Origin of the sequence: Citrobacter sp. Marseille-Q3906, assembly GCF_916618775.1 — a bacterium.
Taxonomy (GTDB): Bacteria; Pseudomonadota; Gammaproteobacteria; order Enterobacterales; family Enterobacteriaceae; genus Citrobacter; species Citrobacter murliniae.
The window spans coordinates 908443-926709 of record NZ_CAKAKA010000002.1 but is presented as its reverse complement, the minus strand read 5'-3'; the positions used below and the strand labels follow the sequence as shown (position 1 = coordinate 926709).

14 protein-coding genes and 1 tRNA gene are annotated in these 18267 nt (G+C 49.3%); 4 read left to right on the top strand and 11 right to left on the bottom strand.

Annotated features, from left to right (window positions below):
• Window positions 1-13: 13 nt before the first annotated feature.
• Together LG384_RS08550 and ghrA are read right to left on the bottom strand one after the other, a co-directional pair.
• Complete coding sequence (locus LG384_RS08550; protein WP_045441550.1) at window positions 14-751, bottom strand: phosphatase; 738 nt, start codon at window positions 749-751, stop codon at window positions 14-16.
• Window positions 752-1032: 281 nt separating this feature from the next.
• Entirely contained in the window at window positions 1033-1971 is a 939-nt protein-coding gene (ghrA, locus tag LG384_RS08545; protein WP_200011911.1) for a glyoxylate/hydroxypyruvate reductase GhrA, read from the bottom strand.
• Between the two features lie 236 nt (window positions 1972-2207).
• On the opposite strand from ghrA, the gene LG384_RS08540 reads away from it, so the two are divergent.
• Window positions 2208-2295 (top strand) — tRNA-Ser (locus LG384_RS08540).
• A gap of 105 nt (window positions 2296-2400) precedes the next feature.
• On the opposite strand, the gene torD is transcribed toward LG384_RS08540, so the two are convergent.
• From torD to torC, 3 genes are read right to left on the bottom strand one after another with little or no spacing between them, the layout of a single operon-like run.
• Window positions 2401-3012 carry a molecular chaperone TorD gene (torD, locus tag LG384_RS08535; protein ID WP_045441544.1) on the bottom strand — a complete coding sequence of 204 codons (612 nt, stop codon included), beginning with the start codon at window positions 3010-3012 and terminating at the stop codon, window positions 2401-2403.
• Entirely contained in the window at window positions 3013-5556 is a 2544-nt protein-coding gene (torA, locus tag LG384_RS08530) for a trimethylamine-N-oxide reductase TorA (RefSeq protein WP_225760755.1), read from the bottom strand.
• Complete coding sequence (gene torC / locus LG384_RS08525; protein ID WP_225760754.1) at window positions 5546-6724, bottom strand: pentaheme c-type cytochrome TorC; 1179 nt, start codon at window positions 6722-6724, stop codon at window positions 5546-5548. Before torC ends, torA begins: the two co-directional genes overlap by 11 nt.
• 129 nt (window positions 6725-6853) lie before the next feature.
• Between torC and torR the strand changes: the two genes are divergently transcribed.
• Window positions 6854-7546: a two-component system response regulator TorR gene (torR, locus tag LG384_RS08520; protein ID WP_045441535.1), complete on the top strand. Its 693-nt coding sequence runs from the start codon at window positions 6854-6856 to the stop codon at window positions 7544-7546.
• On the opposite strand, the gene torT is transcribed toward torR, so the two are convergent.
• Window positions 7519-8532, bottom strand: a complete 1014-nt coding sequence (gene torT / locus LG384_RS08515; protein ID WP_370637139.1) for a TMAO reductase system periplasmic protein TorT — start codon at window positions 8530-8532, stop codon at window positions 7519-7521. The genes torR and torT overlap by 28 nt on opposite strands.
• 105 nt (window positions 8533-8637) lie before the next feature.
• On the opposite strand from torT, the gene torS reads away from it, so the two are divergent.
• Together torS and LG384_RS08505 are read left to right on the top strand one after the other, a co-directional pair.
• Complete coding sequence (torS, locus tag LG384_RS08510) at window positions 8638-11394, top strand: TMAO reductase system sensor histidine kinase/response regulator TorS (RefSeq protein WP_200042081.1); 2757 nt, start codon at window positions 8638-8640, stop codon at window positions 11392-11394.
• 139 nt (window positions 11395-11533) lie between these two features.
• Window positions 11534-11827, top strand: coding sequence for a YciI family protein (locus LG384_RS08505; protein ID WP_045449557.1), 294 nt, complete (start codon window positions 11534-11536; stop codon window positions 11825-11827).
• 51 nt (window positions 11828-11878) lie between these two features.
• Here LG384_RS08505 and phoH read toward each other — a convergent pair whose 3' ends face one another.
• From phoH to LG384_RS08480, 5 genes are all read right to left on the bottom strand, one after another.
• Window positions 11879-12667 carry a phosphate starvation-inducible protein PhoH gene (phoH, locus tag LG384_RS08500; protein ID WP_045441531.1) on the bottom strand — a complete coding sequence of 263 codons (789 nt, stop codon included), beginning with the start codon at window positions 12665-12667 and terminating at the stop codon, window positions 11879-11881.
• A gap of 521 nt (window positions 12668-13188) precedes the next feature.
• Window positions 13189-14472, bottom strand: coding sequence for an iron uptake transporter deferrochelatase/peroxidase subunit (gene efeB, locus LG384_RS08495; protein ID WP_048221677.1), 1284 nt, complete (start codon window positions 14470-14472; stop codon window positions 13189-13191).
• A gap of 5 nt (window positions 14473-14477) precedes the next feature.
• A complete protein-coding gene (gene efeO, locus LG384_RS08490) occupies window positions 14478-15605 on the bottom strand; it encodes an iron uptake system protein EfeO (protein WP_045441524.1) in 1128 nt (375 codons plus the stop codon).
• A 57-nt stretch (window positions 15606-15662) separates the two neighbouring features.
• Entirely contained in the window at window positions 15663-16496 is an 834-nt protein-coding gene (gene efeU, locus LG384_RS08485) for an iron uptake transporter permease EfeU (protein ID WP_045441522.1), read from the bottom strand.
• 418 nt (window positions 16497-16914) lie between these two features.
• Window positions 16915-18090 (bottom strand): DUF2920 family protein, encoded by a 1176-nt coding sequence (locus LG384_RS08480; protein ID WP_225760753.1) that lies wholly within the window; start codon window positions 18088-18090, stop codon window positions 16915-16917.
• Window positions 18091-18267 lie beyond the last annotated feature (177 nt).

The window sequence follows — 18267 nt, the reverse complement described above, 5'->3', positions numbered from 1 at the left end:
CCAGTTAGTAACATTAAAGATCAGCAAATTCCGCGATTGGCTCCATGCCTCGCGATTCCAGAAACGCCAGTAAGCGTTTTGGCGATACGTTCAAGATTCGGTCTTCGGGGAAGTTTACGTCATCCAGAATCTTGCGACACTCGCCGAACTCCCCAAGGGTGAAAGCGGTGTGAGAATCCGAACCTAATGCAACCCAACCCCCGGCATCACGCACAGCCGCAGCAACCAAGCGACAATTGGCTTCACTGCCTTTACGCGAATGCAGAAATGAGGAGTTATTGATTTCCAGCGCAACATGGTACTTCGCTGCTGCCTGCGCAACTGCGGTAAAATCAATCGGGTATTTCGGGTTTCCGGGATGGCTGATCATGTGAACATGTCCGCTCGCCATCGCGGCAATCATGGCCTGAGTATTGGTGTCTTTATCATGCGGGGCAAAAACCGGCTCATGAAAACCAGCAATAATCAGATCCAGGGAGTCGAACATCGGACCGGAGCAGTCGATCTCCCCCTCAATATTCTTAATGTTCGCTTCAATACCGCGGAGAATTCCCACCCCGTCCACCATACGCGGCCAGATACGCATATTAATAAAGTGCCAGTGGTGTGGAGCATCTGCCATATCCGGCCCATGATCGGTGATTGCAAACAACTTAACGCCTTTGCGTTTGGCTTCAGCGATGTAGTCACTCAAGGTGCTGTAGGCGTGGGTACTGGCGACGGTATGCATATGCAGGTCAACGGGATACATAACTCTCTCCTGTAGTCATTTTTGGTCAAGGATAGCAGGAATCGACGCCATTAATACCCTAAATAATTCGAGTTGTAGGCAGGCGGCAAGGGTGTGACAAATTCGTCAGGAACGAATTTGGCCAGCCGGAGACTGGCCTACGGTAAGGGGCAGAGATGTCCCTCTTAATCCCAATAAACATACTGTGGTCAGTAATTCGGGCGAGCAACCGTAGCTAACGCACATCCAGCCTGGAGTATGACGGGTATTTAAATCGAAACCCGGCCAGCGCCGGGTTGTTATCAGTATCCCCGAACGCGATCGACCTGACCTGTTACGGCTTCACCGTTCTCCAGATTCAAAATCGTGCGGGAAATATAATCCACCGCTTCTGCCGGACGTGTTACCGCAGCAATATGCGGCGTCATCGCCACACGTGGATGTTTCCACAATGGGCTATTCTCCGGCAGTGGTTCGCGGCTATAGACATCAAGCATGGCGCCCTTGAGTTTTCCGCTATTCAGCGACGCCAGAAGATCGTCTTCATTAAGATGAACTCCGCGCGCCAGGTTCAGTACATACGCGCCATCCTGCAATTGATCCAGCAGCCCGGCGTTAATAATTCCCACCGTTTCAGCCGTATTAGGCAGTAGGTTAATCAGCACCCGCGTTTGACTTAAAAATGCGCCTAACTCTTCAGTGCCGGCGAAGCTTTCCACGCCAGGCCAGGATTTACGGGTACGACTCCAGCAACGCAGTGGGAACCCCCATGATTGCAGACTCTCAGCGACTTTCGCCCCTAGCACCCCTGCTCCCATAATCCCGATCGAAAACTCCTCACGGGTATATTCCTGCAACGGCTGCCATTTTGCCTGAGTTTTGAGAGCCTGATAATCATCAAAGCGGCGAAACCAGTGCAACACCTGGCTAACGGCGTATTCCTGCATTTGCAGCCCCATGCCGGTATCTTCCAGACGGAACAACGGGATCGACTCGTCCAGCATTTCCGGATGGGCTTTCAACTTGCTTAGAATGGAATCCACCCCCGCACCCAACGCAAATACGGCTTTTAACTTTCTTCCGGCTAACATTTCAACCGGTGGATGCCAGACAAGCGCATAGTCTGCATGCGCATGATCACCCGATTTCCACTCACGGACATTAGCGCCAGGGATAGCCTTAGCCAGCGCGTTCAGCCACCAGGCTGTATCAAATGTCGGGTGATAGAAAATTATTTCCATATTGCCTCCTGAATATTGTTGTGCGGAACTTTCTCGCACTTATTATCATCATTTCTTAAGGAAACATCAGAATAACAAATTTTAGTGTGCTGGCAAAAAAAGCAATTCCCGCTCACTTAAGCTTCATGTTGATTGAAGTTTGTGTAAATGAACGTTTTTTTCAAAAAGAAGATTGACGTCGGGGAGGCATTTCCCCTACATTAGCGCCCGTTCCGGTAACGCAGGAACAACAATATGGTGAGGTGTCCGAGTGGCTGAAGGAGCACGCCTGGAAAGTGTGTATACGGCAACGTATCCGGGGTTCGAATCCCCGCCTCACCGCCATATTTGAAGAAGAGCTCGTACGCAAGTACGGGCTTTTTTTTCGCCTGTGATCCGCCCTGAATAGCGTGGTATCGCTGCACCTTTGCAGCGATACCAACACACTCATCACCGGTTATCGAGTTGCACAAGCGCCAGCCCCAGTTGACTCAGAGCAGCGTAGAACCCAAAAGCGTCATATTTACAACAATTGGCTGAAAACTCTGGCAGCCATCGTAGTAACACTGATACGGTTTTTCTGCGTAATGCATTGATGCGCAGATGGTTAAGGTTCTCCTCCCCCAACGAAAAATGCAAATGACTCAGTAACTCGAGAAAAATAGCCAGATGATCGCCGGGTTCGTTAAAAGTCTCACTCGTCTGCATTCCCGCTTCAAACAACAGGTGTTTGATCTCGCTGTCACCCGACTCGCACTGCTCATAAACTGAGGCATATGGCAAAGCGGCCTGAGTATCCGACATAAGAAACAGGCCACAAAAGTCTGCGGCAAGTTCCAGTTGCCCCTCTTCACGTAGCTTAAGCGCGGCGATTTTTTCTTCCAGAATCGTCACCGGTTGATTCAACGACGGTTCGCGTTTTAACAGCGAATACCAGTCCTGCATGTCCGAGGCGTGAAGTTGCAGCAAACTTTCACTATCCAGTTCACGGGAGAACAGTCGCGCCAGCCACGCGTAAACGCAGGCAATTTGTTCCTCCGTCAGATGTTTTTGGCTATCCATTTATTTTACCTGCTGCGCTGGGACATACTCACATTGCGCCACCATTTCCAGTGGGCCATTGAATGCAGTCACGCGATCCACTTGACCATTGTATTTCTCGATCTCCACCAGCGTGGTATGCGCACTGGTTGCCTGAGCCAACTGAGAAGTACCGATATCCAGCGTTAAGACGTTAGGGTTACCGTATTTACACAGCGCATTGATCTCTCCACCTTTATCGGGATCGTACCAGGCGCCTTCATGGATACGGACCACGCCAGGCTTATAAAAATCAGAAACAACCGCACCGGCTAATACTTGTCCACGACCATTGAAGACCCTGACAATATCACCGTTTTGGATACCACGAGCTTGTGCATCCTGTGGGCTGATAAAAACAGGTTCTTTACCGCTAACAGCATAGTGCTGCCGCAACGTTTCCGATTCGCAGAGCTGCGAATGCAGGCGAAAATCCGGATGTACTGACTGTAAATGTAATGGCCAGCGCTGTGAGCCCGGCCCGCCATGTGAACGCTCGATTTTTTCGAACCACATCGGATAGCCCTGACAGTCGTCATAGTGCATTTCGGCAATCGTTTTAGAGTAAATTTCAATCAAACCACTCGGCGTTCCCAGCGGTTCAAGATCGGGATCTTCACGAAATGCCTGGTGACGTACAAACATTTGCGGATGCTCGAACTCGATATACTCCTGTTGATTCCAGAACACATCAAATGCTGGTAAGTGGACACCGCGTCCTTTCCCCTGCTGGCTGCCTTCCTGCCAGATGCGCTTCAACCAGCCCATTTCATCCAGACCTTCGGTGAAAGCTTCCTCACGGTTAAAACGACGGCAGAGATCGCGGAAAATATCAAAATCATTACGAGCTTCAAATTGCGGTGCTACCAGTTGTTTCATAGCAATAATTCCGCGATTGGAATGGTTGCCATATTGGTCAAGATCGTTACGTTCAAACTGGGTTGTCGCAGGCAAGACGATATCAGCAAAACGACATGTAGAAGTCCACTGGTTATCAATCGCAATGACTGTTTCCAGCTTGCGCCAGCCTTCCATGATCCGGTTGATCTGCTGATGGCGGTGGAACGGGTTGGTTCCCGCAAATACGCACATTTTTAGCGGCGGTAGTTTTACTGTTTTGCCGTTCCAGTTAATGGTTTTCCCTGGCTCCAGAATTGCGTCGATGAAACGCGCGATAGGGATAGTGCTGCTATATCCTTTGTAATCAGTGCTGTCATGCACTGGAGGCACCGTCGTCGAGCCGGAAAAACCGCTTAAAATAATACCTTTGCGACTGGGCGTTCCCGCACCATTATAGTGCCAGCCAAACCCAAAGCCTCCCCCTGGCAAACCAATTTGCCCCAGCATTGAGGCCAGTACCACTACCATCCACGCCCATTGCTCGCCATGCTGCATACGCTGTACGCACCACCCTGCAATAATCTGCGTTCTTCCTGAGGCCATTTGTCGTGCCAGAGCACGGATTGTTTCGGCATCAATACCACACAATTTCTCTGCCCACTGGGCATCTTTTGGCTGACCATCGCTCTCCCCCAGCAAATAAGGGAGAAACTGTTCAAAACCGACGCAATAGTTACTAATGAAATTTTTATCGTACAGATTTTCGGTATATAGCGTATGCGCCAACGCCAGCTGTAGCGGAACATCAGCCTGTGGATTGACGGCTATATGCTTAACCTTGTCGCGACCCAGGTAGTCATGCGTTGACGTCACTACCGGATCCACACTAATTACCGAGATCTCATCCCGTGCGACTTTCTCTTTCAGTTGCTCGTAATAACCATAAACATCATGATCCGGACACCACCAGTTGGCCTGCTGGTTTTTGATCAGATCGGCCCCCCACAACACGATGGTTTTGCTATTTTGCAGAACCAGCGGCCATGAAGTTTGCTGCTCGTAGACTTCCATGGATCCGACCACGCGCGGCAAAATCACCTGCGCCGCCCCGGTGGAGTAGTCTCCGCCGGTGCTGACGCTATTGCCATGCAGCGCAATGGCTCGGGCCAACATACCGGAGGCGTTATGGAACATACCCGTCGATTGCCAGCCGCTCGCCGTCAACAGTGCACTGGGGCCGTAGGTTTTCTGGATACGCTCCAGTTCCTGATAAAAAAAGTCCAGCGCTTCATCCCATGAGACACGAACAAAACGGTTATCTCCACGTTGCGTAGTATCGCTTTGGTGGCGTTTACGCATCCAGTCCACGCGTACCATTGGATAACGAATGCGCGATGCACCATGAACATGGTCCGGCAGACCTGCAATCATTTTCGATGGATATCTGTCACGTTCAAAAGGTTTAACCGCAATAAATCGTCCATCTACGACCGTGGCGCGGATTGCCCCCCAGTGGGAGCCAGTAAGGATCCCCTCTTTTACCACAGCGCCTTGTTCACCCATGGCGGCCGCACTTGCACTACGGGGAGTCAGTAACGAAGGCCCTAACATACCTGCAACGGTCATTCCCCCCAGTTGCAGAAGAAAGCGCCGACGTGATACCTGCAATGTGTCTTTACTTTTCATTGTTCTCTCCCTTATCACTATGGGGCTTATCCGTGGTGTCTGACGCGTTCAACTGGAGGTATTTCAACAAGGTACGTTCTTCTCGTTTATCCAGACTGGTAAAGCCAATCATGCCATTGAGCGTGCCAATCCAGCCGTTCGCATCAAAGTGCGATTTTTCCGGCGCGCCGTGGCACTGGTTACAGGTACCGTTATATAGCGAGTCGGCATAAGCCCAGATCGGCTTGATGTCATTCACCATGTCGCTCTTTTGCATCCACGCAGTGGCCTGCAACTTACTCCACTCAGTGTTAGTCGCAGTGACGGTGGTTTTTTCCAGCGTTTTCACATGTTGCTGAACATCGCCACGGATGGATGCCACAAAAATTCGCTTACCTGGAAGTTGAGTCAGAACGCGTTGACGTCCCTGGCTTTCCGTCCAGCCGGTAATTTGTACCTGCAGCCATTCACCGTCACGTTTCAACACCGTCACTTCTGAAGCTGGCAGTAACGAGCCTGCAGGTTCTTTATCACCTTTAGACGCATAAATAGGTTTGATATCAAGAGAGTACAGAGTATCGCCGTCGCTGTTAGCATTGGCGCGTAATTCATCAAATTGCTTGCGGAAACCGCTGCTCATATCAGGTAACTGGTGGGCAATACCTTTATGACAGTCAATACAGGATTGGTTGTCTTTGGCGGCAATTTTCATCTGACGTGCGGCTTCAGGATGTTGCTTAGCATGATCCATCGCGTCATAGTTATGGCAGGAGCGGCAGGTTGAGGAGTTATTTTCCTTCATCCTCGCCCACTCCCTTTCCGCCAGCTCAGCACGCTTGGCTTCGAATTTTTCAGGTGTGTCAATCGAGTGAGCGATAAACGTCTGGTAAATATCGTTGCTGGCTTCAAGTTTACGTTTCACCATCCCGGGAATATCCGATGGAATATGACAGTCGTGACATTCAGCGCGAACCCCGGAGGCATTCTGGAAATGCGCCGACTGCTTATATTCCTGATAGACCGGCTGCATACTGTGGCAACTGACACAAAACTCTGTCGAACTGGTTAACTTGATTCCAACGTGTGGGAGTACAATCAGTGCGATACCGATCAGTATCCCAACAATCACCAGCGCCAGTATTGACCAGCGCGCACTTGGCCTGAGTAACGCTCTCCATAGTCTCCGCATAATAGCCCCTGTAAATATATGGTTTAGTTACGGGAGATCTTATTCAGCAAATGTGAACAGCGACACTGGTCAGGATGAACGACTTACTGCAAAATATGAACGAATATGAACAGAGAGACAGAACACAGGATGTCACATCACATTGTCATTGTTGAAGATGAGCCAGTGACCCAGGCACGACTGCAGGCTTATTTTGAGCAGGAAGGTTATCAAGTCTCGGCTGTTGCTAGCGGCGCTGGTCTGCGCGACATTATGGACCAACAGTCTGTTGATCTTGTCCTGCTGGATATTAATCTTCCGGATGAAAATGGTTTGATGCTGACCCGATCGCTACGAGAGCGCTCAACGGTTGGGATCATTCTCGTAACGGGACGATGCGATCAAATTGACCGAATTGTCGGACTGGAGATGGGTGCCGATGATTATGTGACCAAACCGCTGGAATTGCGCGAACTCGTCGTGCGGGTGAAAAACCTGCTCTGGCGCATCGATCTTGCCCGCCAGGCACAACCTGCTGCGAAAGATAATTGCTACCAATTTGCGGGATACTGTCTGAATGTTTCTCGCCACACGCTGGAAAAAGAAGAGGAAACGATTAAGCTCACCCGCGCTGAGTACGAAATGCTGGTGGCATTTGTGACTAATCCGGGTGAAATCCTCAGCCGCGAAAGGCTACTCCGCATGCTTACGGCACGCAGAGTGGAAGACCCCGATCTGCGTACCGTCGATGTGTTGATCCGTCGTTTGCGCCATAAACTGAGTCCCGACCTGTTCGTTACCCAGCATGGCGAAGGCTATTTTTTAGCCTCCGACGTATGCTGATACAAATATACTGGCCGGAATCCCCCCGGAGATAGCGAGCTACGGCTATGTTTGCTGTCCGCATTTTCTGGGGTCAGTACTAAAATCGGCGGGCTGACGTTATCGGGAACGTTACGTCCCTGCAATACATTGATCGCTTGTTCGACCGCCAGTTGACCTTGCCAAACCATTTGGTCACTGGCAGCCATCAGTACCCGTCCACGCTTGAGACCGCGATAAACCTGATGTGACAGGTAAAATGAGACCACCGTGAGAGGGGTCGCCAGATTGCGTCTTTCCCCCATTGCCGCTTCCGCTGCAATGGCCGTCCCGGCAACCACATCAATATCCGGATGGCGTTCCAGCATCTCCTGCAACAGATTGCGCTGTACTTCTATATCATTGTCCCCAAGGGCGACATCCACAATTTGCACCTGGCTTCCGGCGATCGCATCGCGGAACCCGGCAACCATTTCCCTACTGCCTCCGGCATCATCAGGTCCTGGCATTAAGAGCAATTTCAGTGGTTTTCCCCCACTCCACTTCACCAGGTAACGACCCGGTTGATAGCCCATTTGAAACCAGGGGACCCCGACTCGCGTTCGGGTTGTCGCGTCATGGATGGCGTTCACCACCTCAATAACCGGCAACGTACCGACCTGTTTTTTGAGATCAGGAAACGATGTGGTGCTGCTGCCAAGTAAAATGGCATCTGCGCCCCACTCTTTACACTGGGCAATTTGCGTTTTCTGCGTCGAAAGCTGCCGATACCCTCCAGCTTCCTGCACTTTCAGGCTGACGCCGTAACGCCGTGCCGCTTGTTGCATGCCGTAGTTAACCGAGAGCCAATAGGAATCTTTGAGACTAGGGTAGAGCGCACAAAGTTTCCAGACCTGATGCGCTGTGACCGTTTCCTGCTGCTGAGGGGAAAAGTGTTGCTCGTCGTGCCAACGGATCAGAGACTCTCCTGCTCCGGCCGCCAGACCTTGTACAGAAAAGAAAGTCATCACCCAAAAAACGCATGCTCGCATGATAGCCTCATTATCAATAAGGCTTTATCCTAGTTGCTTTCCGCTTTTGGACTCAACCTTTTTAATCTGTGGCGACACTCCGTGAATTTATCTCTGACCAGAAGACTGTGGATGGGCTTCGCGCTGATGGCGGCACTGACCCTCATGAGTACACTTGTAGGTTGGTACAGTCTGCGTTTTGTCAGCCAGGTTGAGCAAGCCAATACACAAGAACTAATCCCGACAATGAACATGGCGCGTCAATTGAGCGAAGCCAGTGCCTGGGAGCTTTTTTCCGCGCAGAACCTGACCATCGCCGACAGTGAAAATATGTGGCTGGCACAGGGCCGAATGTTAACAGCACAAAGTCTCAAAATTACCGCATTGCTTAAAACGCTACGTCAGCAAGGTTTTGACACCACGGCGATAGAGCTGCAGGAGCAGGAAATCGCACAGTCGTTAAGTCAGCAGGGAGAGTTGGTTGGACAACGGCTGAGACTCCGCGATCAGCAGCAACAACTCAGTCAACGTATTGTCACCGCCGCAGGCGATATCGCTGAAATGGCTCACGGTCAGGCGAATAATGCGGCGACTTCCGCAGGTGCGACACAAGCAGGAATATATGATTTGATTGAAAATAATCAGCGTCGGGAGGCTGAACAGGCACTAGATCGTCTCATTGATACCGATCTGGAATACGTTAATCAGATGAACGAGGTGCGTCTGAGCGCACTACGCGTGCAACAAATGATTATGAATCTGAGTGCCGATCAGGCGCAATATAACGCCGCAGCGATGGATAACCGATTGAATGCCGCAGTCAGAATTCTGCATCGTCGACAAATACGCATTGAAGATCCAGTGGTGCGCGAACAGGTTGCGGAGTCAGTGAATACGGTAGGACGTTATGTCGAGCTGCTGGCGCTATACCAGCAGGATAATGACATCAGCACCCGGCTACAGATCCTGTCGCAGAATAACATTTATCAGTTTACCCGTTTCAGCAGTGAAGTCAGCCAGTTAGTCAACACTATCGAAGAACGTAACCGTGCAGGGTTAACTTCACTGAAACAAGCCAGCGAGCGCGGACAAACCTGGCTGCTGTTGCTCGGCGCTGTTTCGCTGATATCGCTGATCCTAATCCTCTGGCGCGTGGTTTACCGTTCAGTGACGCGCCCTCTGGCCCAGCAAACACAGGCATTGCAGCAACTGCTTGAAGGTAACATTGACTCCCCCTTTCCAGAAACCGCAGGCGTTCGGGAACTGGATACTATTGGACGTTTAATGGATGCGTTTCGTGCCAGCGTCCACGCCCTCAATAATCATCGGCAGCAGTTGGCTACGCAGGTAAAATCGCGTACCGCCGAGCTTCACGCGCTGGTCATTGAACACCGTCAGGCGCGGGCTGAAGCTGAAAAAGCAAATCAGGCAAAATCAGCATTTCTTGCGGCAATGAGCCATGAAATACGCACCCCACTTTACGGGATCCTCGGCACTGCGCAGTTGCTTTCAGAAAACCAGGCGCTGGCTCAACATCAGGAAAACCTGCGTGCAATCACCGATTCCGGCGAATCACTACTGACTATTCTCAACGATATTCTGGATTACTCAGCAATTGAGGCCGGTGGAAAGAATGTCTCTGTTAGTGATGAGCCCTTTGAGCCCAGACCTTTGCTGGAAAGTACACTCCAGTTGATGAACAGTCGCATCAACGGGCGGCCTGTTACACTTGTTGCGGACTTTTCCAGCGCTCTCCCCCTCGCACTACAGGGCGATCCTCGCCGTATTCGTCAGATAATCACTAATTTATTAAGCAATGCACTGCGATTTACCGATCGTGGTCTTATTACGCTACGCAGCTTCACTGAAGGTGAACAGTGGTGTATCGAGGTTGAGGATACGGGCAGTGGTATCGAAGCCTCTCGCCTGGCTGACATTTTTAAGCCCTTTGTTCAGGTAAGCGGCAAACGTGGCGGGACAGGACTGGGGTTAACGATCAGTAGCAGCCTTGCACAGGCTATGGGTGGTGAACTGACCGTGACCAGCACACCTGGTGTTGGGAGTTGCTTTCAGTTGCGACTTCCTTTACGTCCCGCTTCGCGCCCTACCCCTAAATGTCCCCATCGCCCGGTCAATTTACAGGGGATACGTTTACTGTTGATTGAGGACAATCCCCTCACCCAGCGTATTACCGTGGAGATGTTAACCACCAGCGGAGCCCTGGTGATGGTAGCAAGTTGTGCCGCCGACGCACTACATGTCCTGCAAGGTAATGAGCACTATGATGCCGTGCTGGTTGATTTTGATCTCCCGGATACCGACGGTATTACGCTCGCCCAACAACTGACACAGATTTATCCAACCCTGCCTCTGATTGGGTTCAGCGCTCACGTGATTGATGAGACCCTAAGCCGTCGTACCAGTACGTTGTTTCGCGGTATTATTCAAAAACCGGTGCCGCGAGACGCCCTGGGTCAACTCATCACACACTATATTTCAGGTACAGAATCCCCTTACGTCGCTGAACCACTTAGCGAGTGTCTTCTGGATACGCATCAATTATCAGAAGATGCTCGCATCATGGGACATAGCAAAATTGGTGAATGGCTGCGTTTATTTACCCAACATACACTGCCTTTACTCGACGAAATTGATACCGCTCGCTCGCAAAAAGACGTTGAGAAGATCAGACGTCTTGCACACCAGTTAAAAAGTAGCTGCGCCAGCATGGGGATGGTTACCGCCCGCCGCGCATGCGAGGCTGTTGAACAACATCCGGAAGATAACTGTGCCCTCAGAGAAGAGATATTAAAAGGCCTGCGTGCAGTTGCATCCTGGCTGGAGAACGAAATGAAATAATCAAAGTGGGCCAGAGGAAACGGCTTCCATCTGTACACAACCGTTAACAGAATATCTTTCAGCCGGGCCAACAAATCTATTCAGTCCTTAGTCAACCACATGCTAACGTAATCTCCCCTCCAGGATTATGGATAATAAAATGAGCGTTATTGGTGTTGTCGTTTTAACTTATATAAAACCGTTAAATGAAGTCGATAATTTACTTCCCGCGCATGTGGAATGGCTGAAAAAAGGGTACGCAAAGGGTTTATTCCTCGCCTCAGGACGCAAAATCCCGCGCTCAGGAGGCGTAATACTGGCAAAATGCGATGATGAAGAAGCGTTAAAAAGTTATCTCAGCCAGGATCCCTTTCAACAATCAGGGGTTGTAAAAGTCGAGCTGATCCCTTTTGAAGCAACAATGATGGCTGCTGAGCTAAAAGATATTCTGTAAGCGTAATAAAAACAAAGCCCGGTTTCCCGGGCCTTGAAGACGAAGAACATATCAGTTGTAAGCATTAAGCGTCCGCTGACAGAGCGCCGAACGAACGCAATCATCTTTATTGAAACGAACGATCCCAATCATCTCATCTTCTTCGAAGCGGGCCAGCGCATCGCTTAACCCGGATCGAACATGCGCCGGTAAGTCACACTGGGTAACATCCCCGTTCACAATTACCGTCACATTCTCTCCAAGGCGAGTTAAAAACATTTTCATTTGCGCAGCAGTCACATTCTGAGCCTCGTCGAGAATAACAACTGCATTTTCAAAGGTACGTCCGCGCATATAAGCGAACGGCGCGATTTCCACCTTACCAATCTCAGGTCGCAGGCAATATTGCATGAAGGAGGCTCCCAGTCGTTTTACCAGCACGTCGTACACGGGTCGAAAATAGGGAGCAAACTTCTCGGAAACATCTCCAGGTAAGAAGCCGAGATCTTCATCAGCTTGCAGAACTGGACGGGTTACAATGATCCGGTCCACATCTTTGTGGATCAGGGCCTCTGCTGCTTTTGCCGCGCTGATCCAGGTTTTACCACACCCGGCTTCACCCGTGGCGAAGATCAGCTGTTTACTCTCGATAGCATTCAGGTACTGCGCCTGAGCTTCATTTCGCGCCATGATAGGTGTGGCGTCGCGACTGTCACGCGCCATACCGATCGCTTCTACGCCGCCCATCTGCACAAGCGAGGTGACCGATTCATCTTCACGTTGCTTATGGCTACGCGAATCCCGTCTCAGCACACGTTTTGCTTCACGACGAGCTTTGATCACTGCTTTTTGTCTTCCCATGGATAGCACCTTGAGTTGTAGGTATACATCACACGCACCGCTTGCGGCACGATTATGCGCACGAACATCTGAGGTTTGGCTTCCTTGTAAGCCATTGCTTGCCTTCGAATAAGACACCACGCACGGCTACGCGCACCGTACAGGGCGTCGGTAACAAGGATAAGATATGGAAGGGAGAGGAATTTAGCGGTGACGAGATGGCTGGCGGAAGAGAAACGTCCGCATAACATGGTATTGCTGCTGTGAAAAGCGAGTCCATTACAGGACATTACCATTCGCGATCTCCATAGTGAATGACCATCACCGCCGGGAACTACCGCTGTTACCTATAATTACAACAGAATTTATTGTCAGCGCAACAATATTTTTACTTATTGTTAACTAAATTACATCCTGCCGCTGAGAACAGTCTCTTACAGAGAGATGACAAAATTATTTCAACGCTGCAGACATCACGAAAAATAATTGGTCCATTCATCAAGTTGTCAGGAAATACCCCGCGGGAGTGCGGGGCTCAGGTTTCAGGCCTCAAGAAGAGATTGCCCAAGATAACGTTCAGCGTCTTTGACACCAGGCAAGGCAAAGAAATATCCACCACCAATCGGCTTCACATACTCTTCCAGCGCTTCACCATTCAGGCGTTTCTGCACGGTCAAAAAACCTTTTTCCAGATCGTGCTGATAGCAAACAAACAGTAAACCCATATCCAGTTGACCAGAATTGGTGACGCCAAGCGAATAGCTGTAACCACGACGCATCATCAGGCTGGACTCCGACTCCCGAGTTCGCGGGTTTGCCAGACGGATATGGCTGTCGAGCGCAATCACCTCACCTTCAGGATCGCTGGCGTAGTCAGGTACATCGTGCTCGCGCTGCATACCTAATGGTGCACCAGTCTGTTTGTCTCGCCCGAAAATAGTCTGTTGCTCTTTAAGCGGTGTACGATCCCAGAACTCAACGCGAAACTGAATAAGCCTTACCGCCTGATAACTCCCGCCTTCCGCCCATTTCGGCTCGTCTTGATCGGACGTCACCCACACCACATTTTGCATCAGCTTTTTATCTGTGCCATCCGGGTTAGCGGTCCCGTCTTTAAAACCAAGCAGATTGACTGGTGTCTCTTTGCCTTTACTGCGTGCAGCATGATCAGAGATAAACCCTTCGCGCTTCCAGCGAACGCTGAGGAGATCCGGTGTGTGCTTAATGATATCGCGCAGCGCATGTATGACGGTGTCTTGCGTGTTGGCGCAAATCTGTAACAACAAATCGCCATGACACAACGCTGCATCCAGCGAATCATTCGGAAAGCGCGTCATTTTTTGCAGTTTTTTCGGCATGCTGGTGCTAAGACCATAGCGCTCGTCGAACAGCGAATGCCCCACCGACAGCGTCATCGTCAGGTTATCCGGCGCAATGTAGGCACCGAGAATGCCGGAATCCATTGGCGGTAAACGCGGGTTTGGCGTCTCGGGCGCGGGCCCGCCGGTCGTCAGGAACGCAAAACGACGGGTCAGTAACCGGAACAGACGCTCAAGGTCAGCTTTATCGCTGGCGAGAACATCAAACGCCACCAGCATCATGGATGCCTGCTGTGGCGTCAGGATCCCAGCCTGATGCGGGCCATAAAATGGCTGTGCTTCACCGCGAGCATCCGGCGATAGCGTTCCCGGCGCACTCTGCGGTTTTTGCGCATGCGCAACCGGGCAGCCGCCAGCCAGTGCCAGGGCGCCACCCAGCGCGCCCATCCCTTTCAGTAAACGTCGGCGCGACGGCTCGCTCACGCCGTTTTCATTATCATGCTGCATGATGCTTAATCCAGACCCAGTACACCGCGTAATTGAGACAAATCTTCCGCCAGCGTAGTAATTGGCCCTTTCAGCGCATTGCGGTCAGCATTGGTCAGTTTGTCATAGGTTTCAAAACCGTCTTTGGTACGATATTTCGCCAGGATAGCATCGACTTTTTTGAAGTTTGCATCCACTTTTGCCAGCAGTTCAGCATTGGATTTTTGCAACTGAGGACGCAGGAGATCGACAATTTTCTGTGCGCCATCAACGTTGGCCTGGAAGTCCCACAGGTCGGTGTGACTATAGCGATCTTCTTCACCACTAATTTTGCTGGCAGCAACTTCTTCAATCAGCCCGGCAGCTCCACCAACCACTTTTGATGGTGGGAACGCCAACTCGCTAATGCGCGTTTGCAGGTCAATAACGTCGCTGTTCAACTGCTCAGCATACTTATCCATGCCTTTGGTGGTATTGTCGCCAAACAGCGCTTTTTCCAGGCGATGGAAGCCGGTAAATTTCGGATCGGCGGCTTTTTGCTCGTAATCATCTTCACGCGCATCAATGCTGCCATCAAGGTCGGAGAACAGTTCCGCAATTGGCTCAATGCGCTCGTAGTGCTGACGTGTCGGTGCATACAGGGATTTGGCTTTCTCCAGATCGCCAGCTTTAATGGCATCAGTGAATGCTTTGGTACCCGCAACCAGCTGTGCGGTTTCTGCCGTCACATAGGCTTTATATTCGGTAATCGCGCCGCTCAGGCTCAGCAAGGCATCACTTTGCGCTGCATCCGCCGTAGCATTCCCCTTCACAATCAGCTTCCCTTTCGGGTTTGTCAGCAGACCGCAGGTCATATCATATTCACCTGGTTGCAGGTTGGCGGTCATTTTCTGGCTAAAGCCTGGCGCAATATTTTCACGCTCTTCCACCACCATGACACCTTTGAGGATCTCCCACTCCAGCGCTTTCTGGCTGTGGTTCTGGATGATGAACTGTGTTTTCCCGGCATTAACAGTGATCGTCATCGGTTCACACTGTTTGTCATTTACCGTGACTTTGACCTGTGGAATATCTGCAGCCTGTGCGGCAAATGCGGAAGTAAACAGCGCGGCAATACCCAGCTGCAGCGCACTACGGCGAAAATTAATCGTCATGACCCATCCCTACAAATAAGTATGTTGTAACTAAATGATATTCTGCATCGCGTTTTTTTAAGGTGCGGTACGAGATGCCGTAGTGCCTGAACGCGGCGGCAGTGCAAACAAAATCAGTGCCGGAATCAGGTAGATAAACCAGACTGCAACCTCACTGACGCTTGGCGCTTCCTGATACCCAAAGATCCCTTCCATTAACGTGCCGAACAGAGAGTGCGTTGAAAGAACGTTACTTATGTCAAACGCTACATCCTGGAAATGATTCCATAATCCGGCCTCGTGGAACGCACGAATGGCCCCTGCAGCAAGCCCTGCAGCCACCAGCAGAATAAACAGGCTGGTCCATTTGAAGAATGCACCGAGATTCAGTCGGATCCCACCCAGATAAATCAGGTATCCCAACACAACAGCCGTTGCCAGTCCCAGCATCGCACCTACCGGCGGCCAAATACCGACATCCTGCTGAAAAGCCGCCAGCAAGAAAAAGACCGATTCCAGCCCTTCACGGGCAACAGCAAAAAAGACCATCATCACCAGCGCCCAGCCGTGATGGTTGCTGCGCTGTAATGCGTTATCGACAGCCTGCTCCAGTTGAACTTTGACGTTACGTGAGACTTTACGCATCCAGAAGACCATCCAGGTAAGGATCACAACGGCAATGACCGCCACAATACCTTCAAATAACTCCTGTTCTTTTTGCGGAAATTCACCCGTGGTTTCATTGATGAAAATCCCCAACGCCAGACATAACGCCGCCGCCAGCAATACACCAATCCACATCACGCCAATCCAGCGGCCTCGCTGAGTTCGTTTCAGGTAACTGGCTATCAGGCTGACAATCAGCGCGGCCTCTAACCCTTCGCGCAACATAATTAGAAATGGAACGAACATGCGAAGTACCCTTAAACGTTATTCTCAGTCAACTGATGCAAAGAAAAGTAAATTGCAGTGATAGTGATTATCATTACAGCAACAAAAAACTCAAGCAGAATGTTTTGAGAATGATGACTGAATGTAAACAGTTAGGAGAGTAACGGTTACTGCCTCTTTGCAAGGACAGCAAATAAAACAGCCCGCACGCAGTTAACACCACAGGGTTAAGCAAAATGAGCGGTTGAACGATCCGACGGGTAGACGACAATGCCTCATCAATTTCCTGATGGTGCTTTTTTATGCTTTCTTCCTGGCCCGACAATACCCAGATCCAGGCCGAACCCGCTTCACTTTCCTGCTTCCAGCGGTCACTACATCTCGAATAAATTTTCCAGGTGATGAATCTTATAGTTTATGACGAAGGTTGTTCTAATAATTAAACACTCACCTTATTTGAGCGACTTTGTATGGTTACTGTTACCGGTAATGTTGAGTTATTAAATAAATATATTAAATCATCACACAAGTATTGTGTTTTTAATGTCCGATGTTGATTTTTGATTTGATCTTTTATTGATGGAAAATGTTTTTTGAATAATTCAACCATAGACATACCAAGTCCATGCTCAAGAGATTTAATCAATACGCCATCTATGTCATTTTTATTTTTTAATATTCTACATGTTATTTTGTCTTTATTGTGTTGTTGAAGTAGAAGAATCATTTCTAATTTATCTTTTGCCGGCGCAATATTATCATTTATATAATGATAAAAAACATATAAACATTGCCCTCCACCTTGATTAATCATCTGGGATAATTGATCAGGATCAAATGACCGTATTTGTATTCTACTTTTTGATAGAGTGTTTGGTAATCCTTTAGTCAGGGTCCATGGAGACTTAACATACAGGTCCATAATTATATTGCTGCTAAGTTGTTGTCGGAACTCAGTGTTGTTAAGCTCTCTACCTATTAAGTACTTCATGTTTGGAGAGCTCCATGATGAGTTGTCGATAATGGCATTAACTAAACCTGGTGCTATTTTTTCAACCATGTTTGCAATATAGCCACCATATGAAGATCCAATTAATATTATTTTGCTATTTTCCATTTCAAAATTTAATATAGCATCGTTAATTGCATTTATTATATCAAGCGCAGGTAGCAATCCGAAATTTTGATATTCATTATTTTTTGGCTCAATCATCGCAAAAATTTGAGATGTAGTGTTATTTTTTTTTGCGCTTTCATTTATTAGTGATATTTTTTTATTGATAGATTCAGATTCATCAATAAAAAAATGTCGTGCAAGGCTGTTTATGTGAGCTATATCAAATGCGGAAAATGATATTTTTCCACCGACATTTGGTCTTGAATGATAGCAAAAATACTCTACAGTCATTGTTGTTATATCATATGTTTCAGCTATTTTTTCGCATAATCCATGAGAGTAATTACCTAGATCCCCTCCGAACCCTGGTATATAAACAAGGATTAAGTTGTCTTTTTTAGGGTTACATATATGGTAAGAGCAAGTTCTGGTTCCTGTTTGTGAAGATAATTCTATATCAGCATTTGAAATGAATGTTTTATTTATGTTTTGCACCATCGCTTGTAAAATCTCCTTTGTTTGATTCCAACAACATAAGCGACTTTTTTTTTATAAACTTAAGAAAGGGGATGTGGGAGTGTTGCTTTTAATGGGGTCCGCTTGGAAAACGGTAGTTTCCCGCGTTAGGAGAATTGAGCTTAACGGGTGGTTTCATTCCAGTGAGCGGAAGCCCCT

Excerpts from the sequence above, each read along its gene's own strand:
- ghrA (WP_200011911.1), bottom strand. The coding sequence starts at position 1,971 with ATGGAAATAATTTTCTATCACCCGACATTTGATACAGCCTGGTGGCTG.
- torT (WP_370637139.1), bottom strand. The coding sequence starts at position 8,532 with ATGACTTTCTTTTCTGTACAAGGTCTGGCGGCCGGAGCAGGAGAGTCT.
- LG384_RS08550 (WP_045441550.1), bottom strand. The coding sequence starts at position 751 with ATGTATCCCGTTGACCTGCATATGCATACCGTCGCCAGTACCCACGCC.
- efeO (WP_045441524.1), bottom strand. The coding sequence starts at position 15,605 with ATGACGATTAATTTTCGCCGTAGTGCGCTGCAGCTGGGTATTGCCGCG.
- torD (WP_045441544.1), bottom strand. The coding sequence starts at position 3,012 with ATGGATAGCCAAAAACATCTGACGGAGGAACAAATTGCCTGCGTTTAC.
- LG384_RS08505 (WP_045449557.1), top strand. The coding sequence starts at position 11,534 with ATGAGCGTTATTGGTGTTGTCGTTTTAACTTATATAAAACCGTTAAAT.
- LG384_RS08480 (WP_225760753.1), bottom strand. The coding sequence starts at position 18,090 with ATGGTGCAAAACATAAATAAAACATTCATTTCAAATGCTGATATAGAA.
- efeU (WP_045441522.1), bottom strand. The coding sequence starts at position 16,496 with ATGTTCGTTCCATTTCTAATTATGTTGCGCGAAGGGTTAGAGGCCGCG.
- torC (WP_225760754.1), bottom strand. The coding sequence starts at position 6,724 with ATGCGGAGACTATGGAGAGCGTTACTCAGGCCAAGTGCGCGCTGGTCA.
- phoH (WP_045441531.1), bottom strand. The coding sequence starts at position 12,667 with ATGGGAAGACAAAAAGCAGTGATCAAAGCTCGTCGTGAAGCAAAACGT.
- torR (WP_045441535.1), top strand. The coding sequence starts at position 6,854 with ATGTCACATCACATTGTCATTGTTGAAGATGAGCCAGTGACCCAGGCA.
- torA (WP_225760755.1), bottom strand. The coding sequence starts at position 5,556 with ATGAAAAGTAAAGACACATTGCAGGTATCACGTCGGCGCTTTCTTCTG.
- efeB (WP_048221677.1), bottom strand. The coding sequence starts at position 14,472 with ATGCAGCATGATAATGAAAACGGCGTGAGCGAGCCGTCGCGCCGACGT.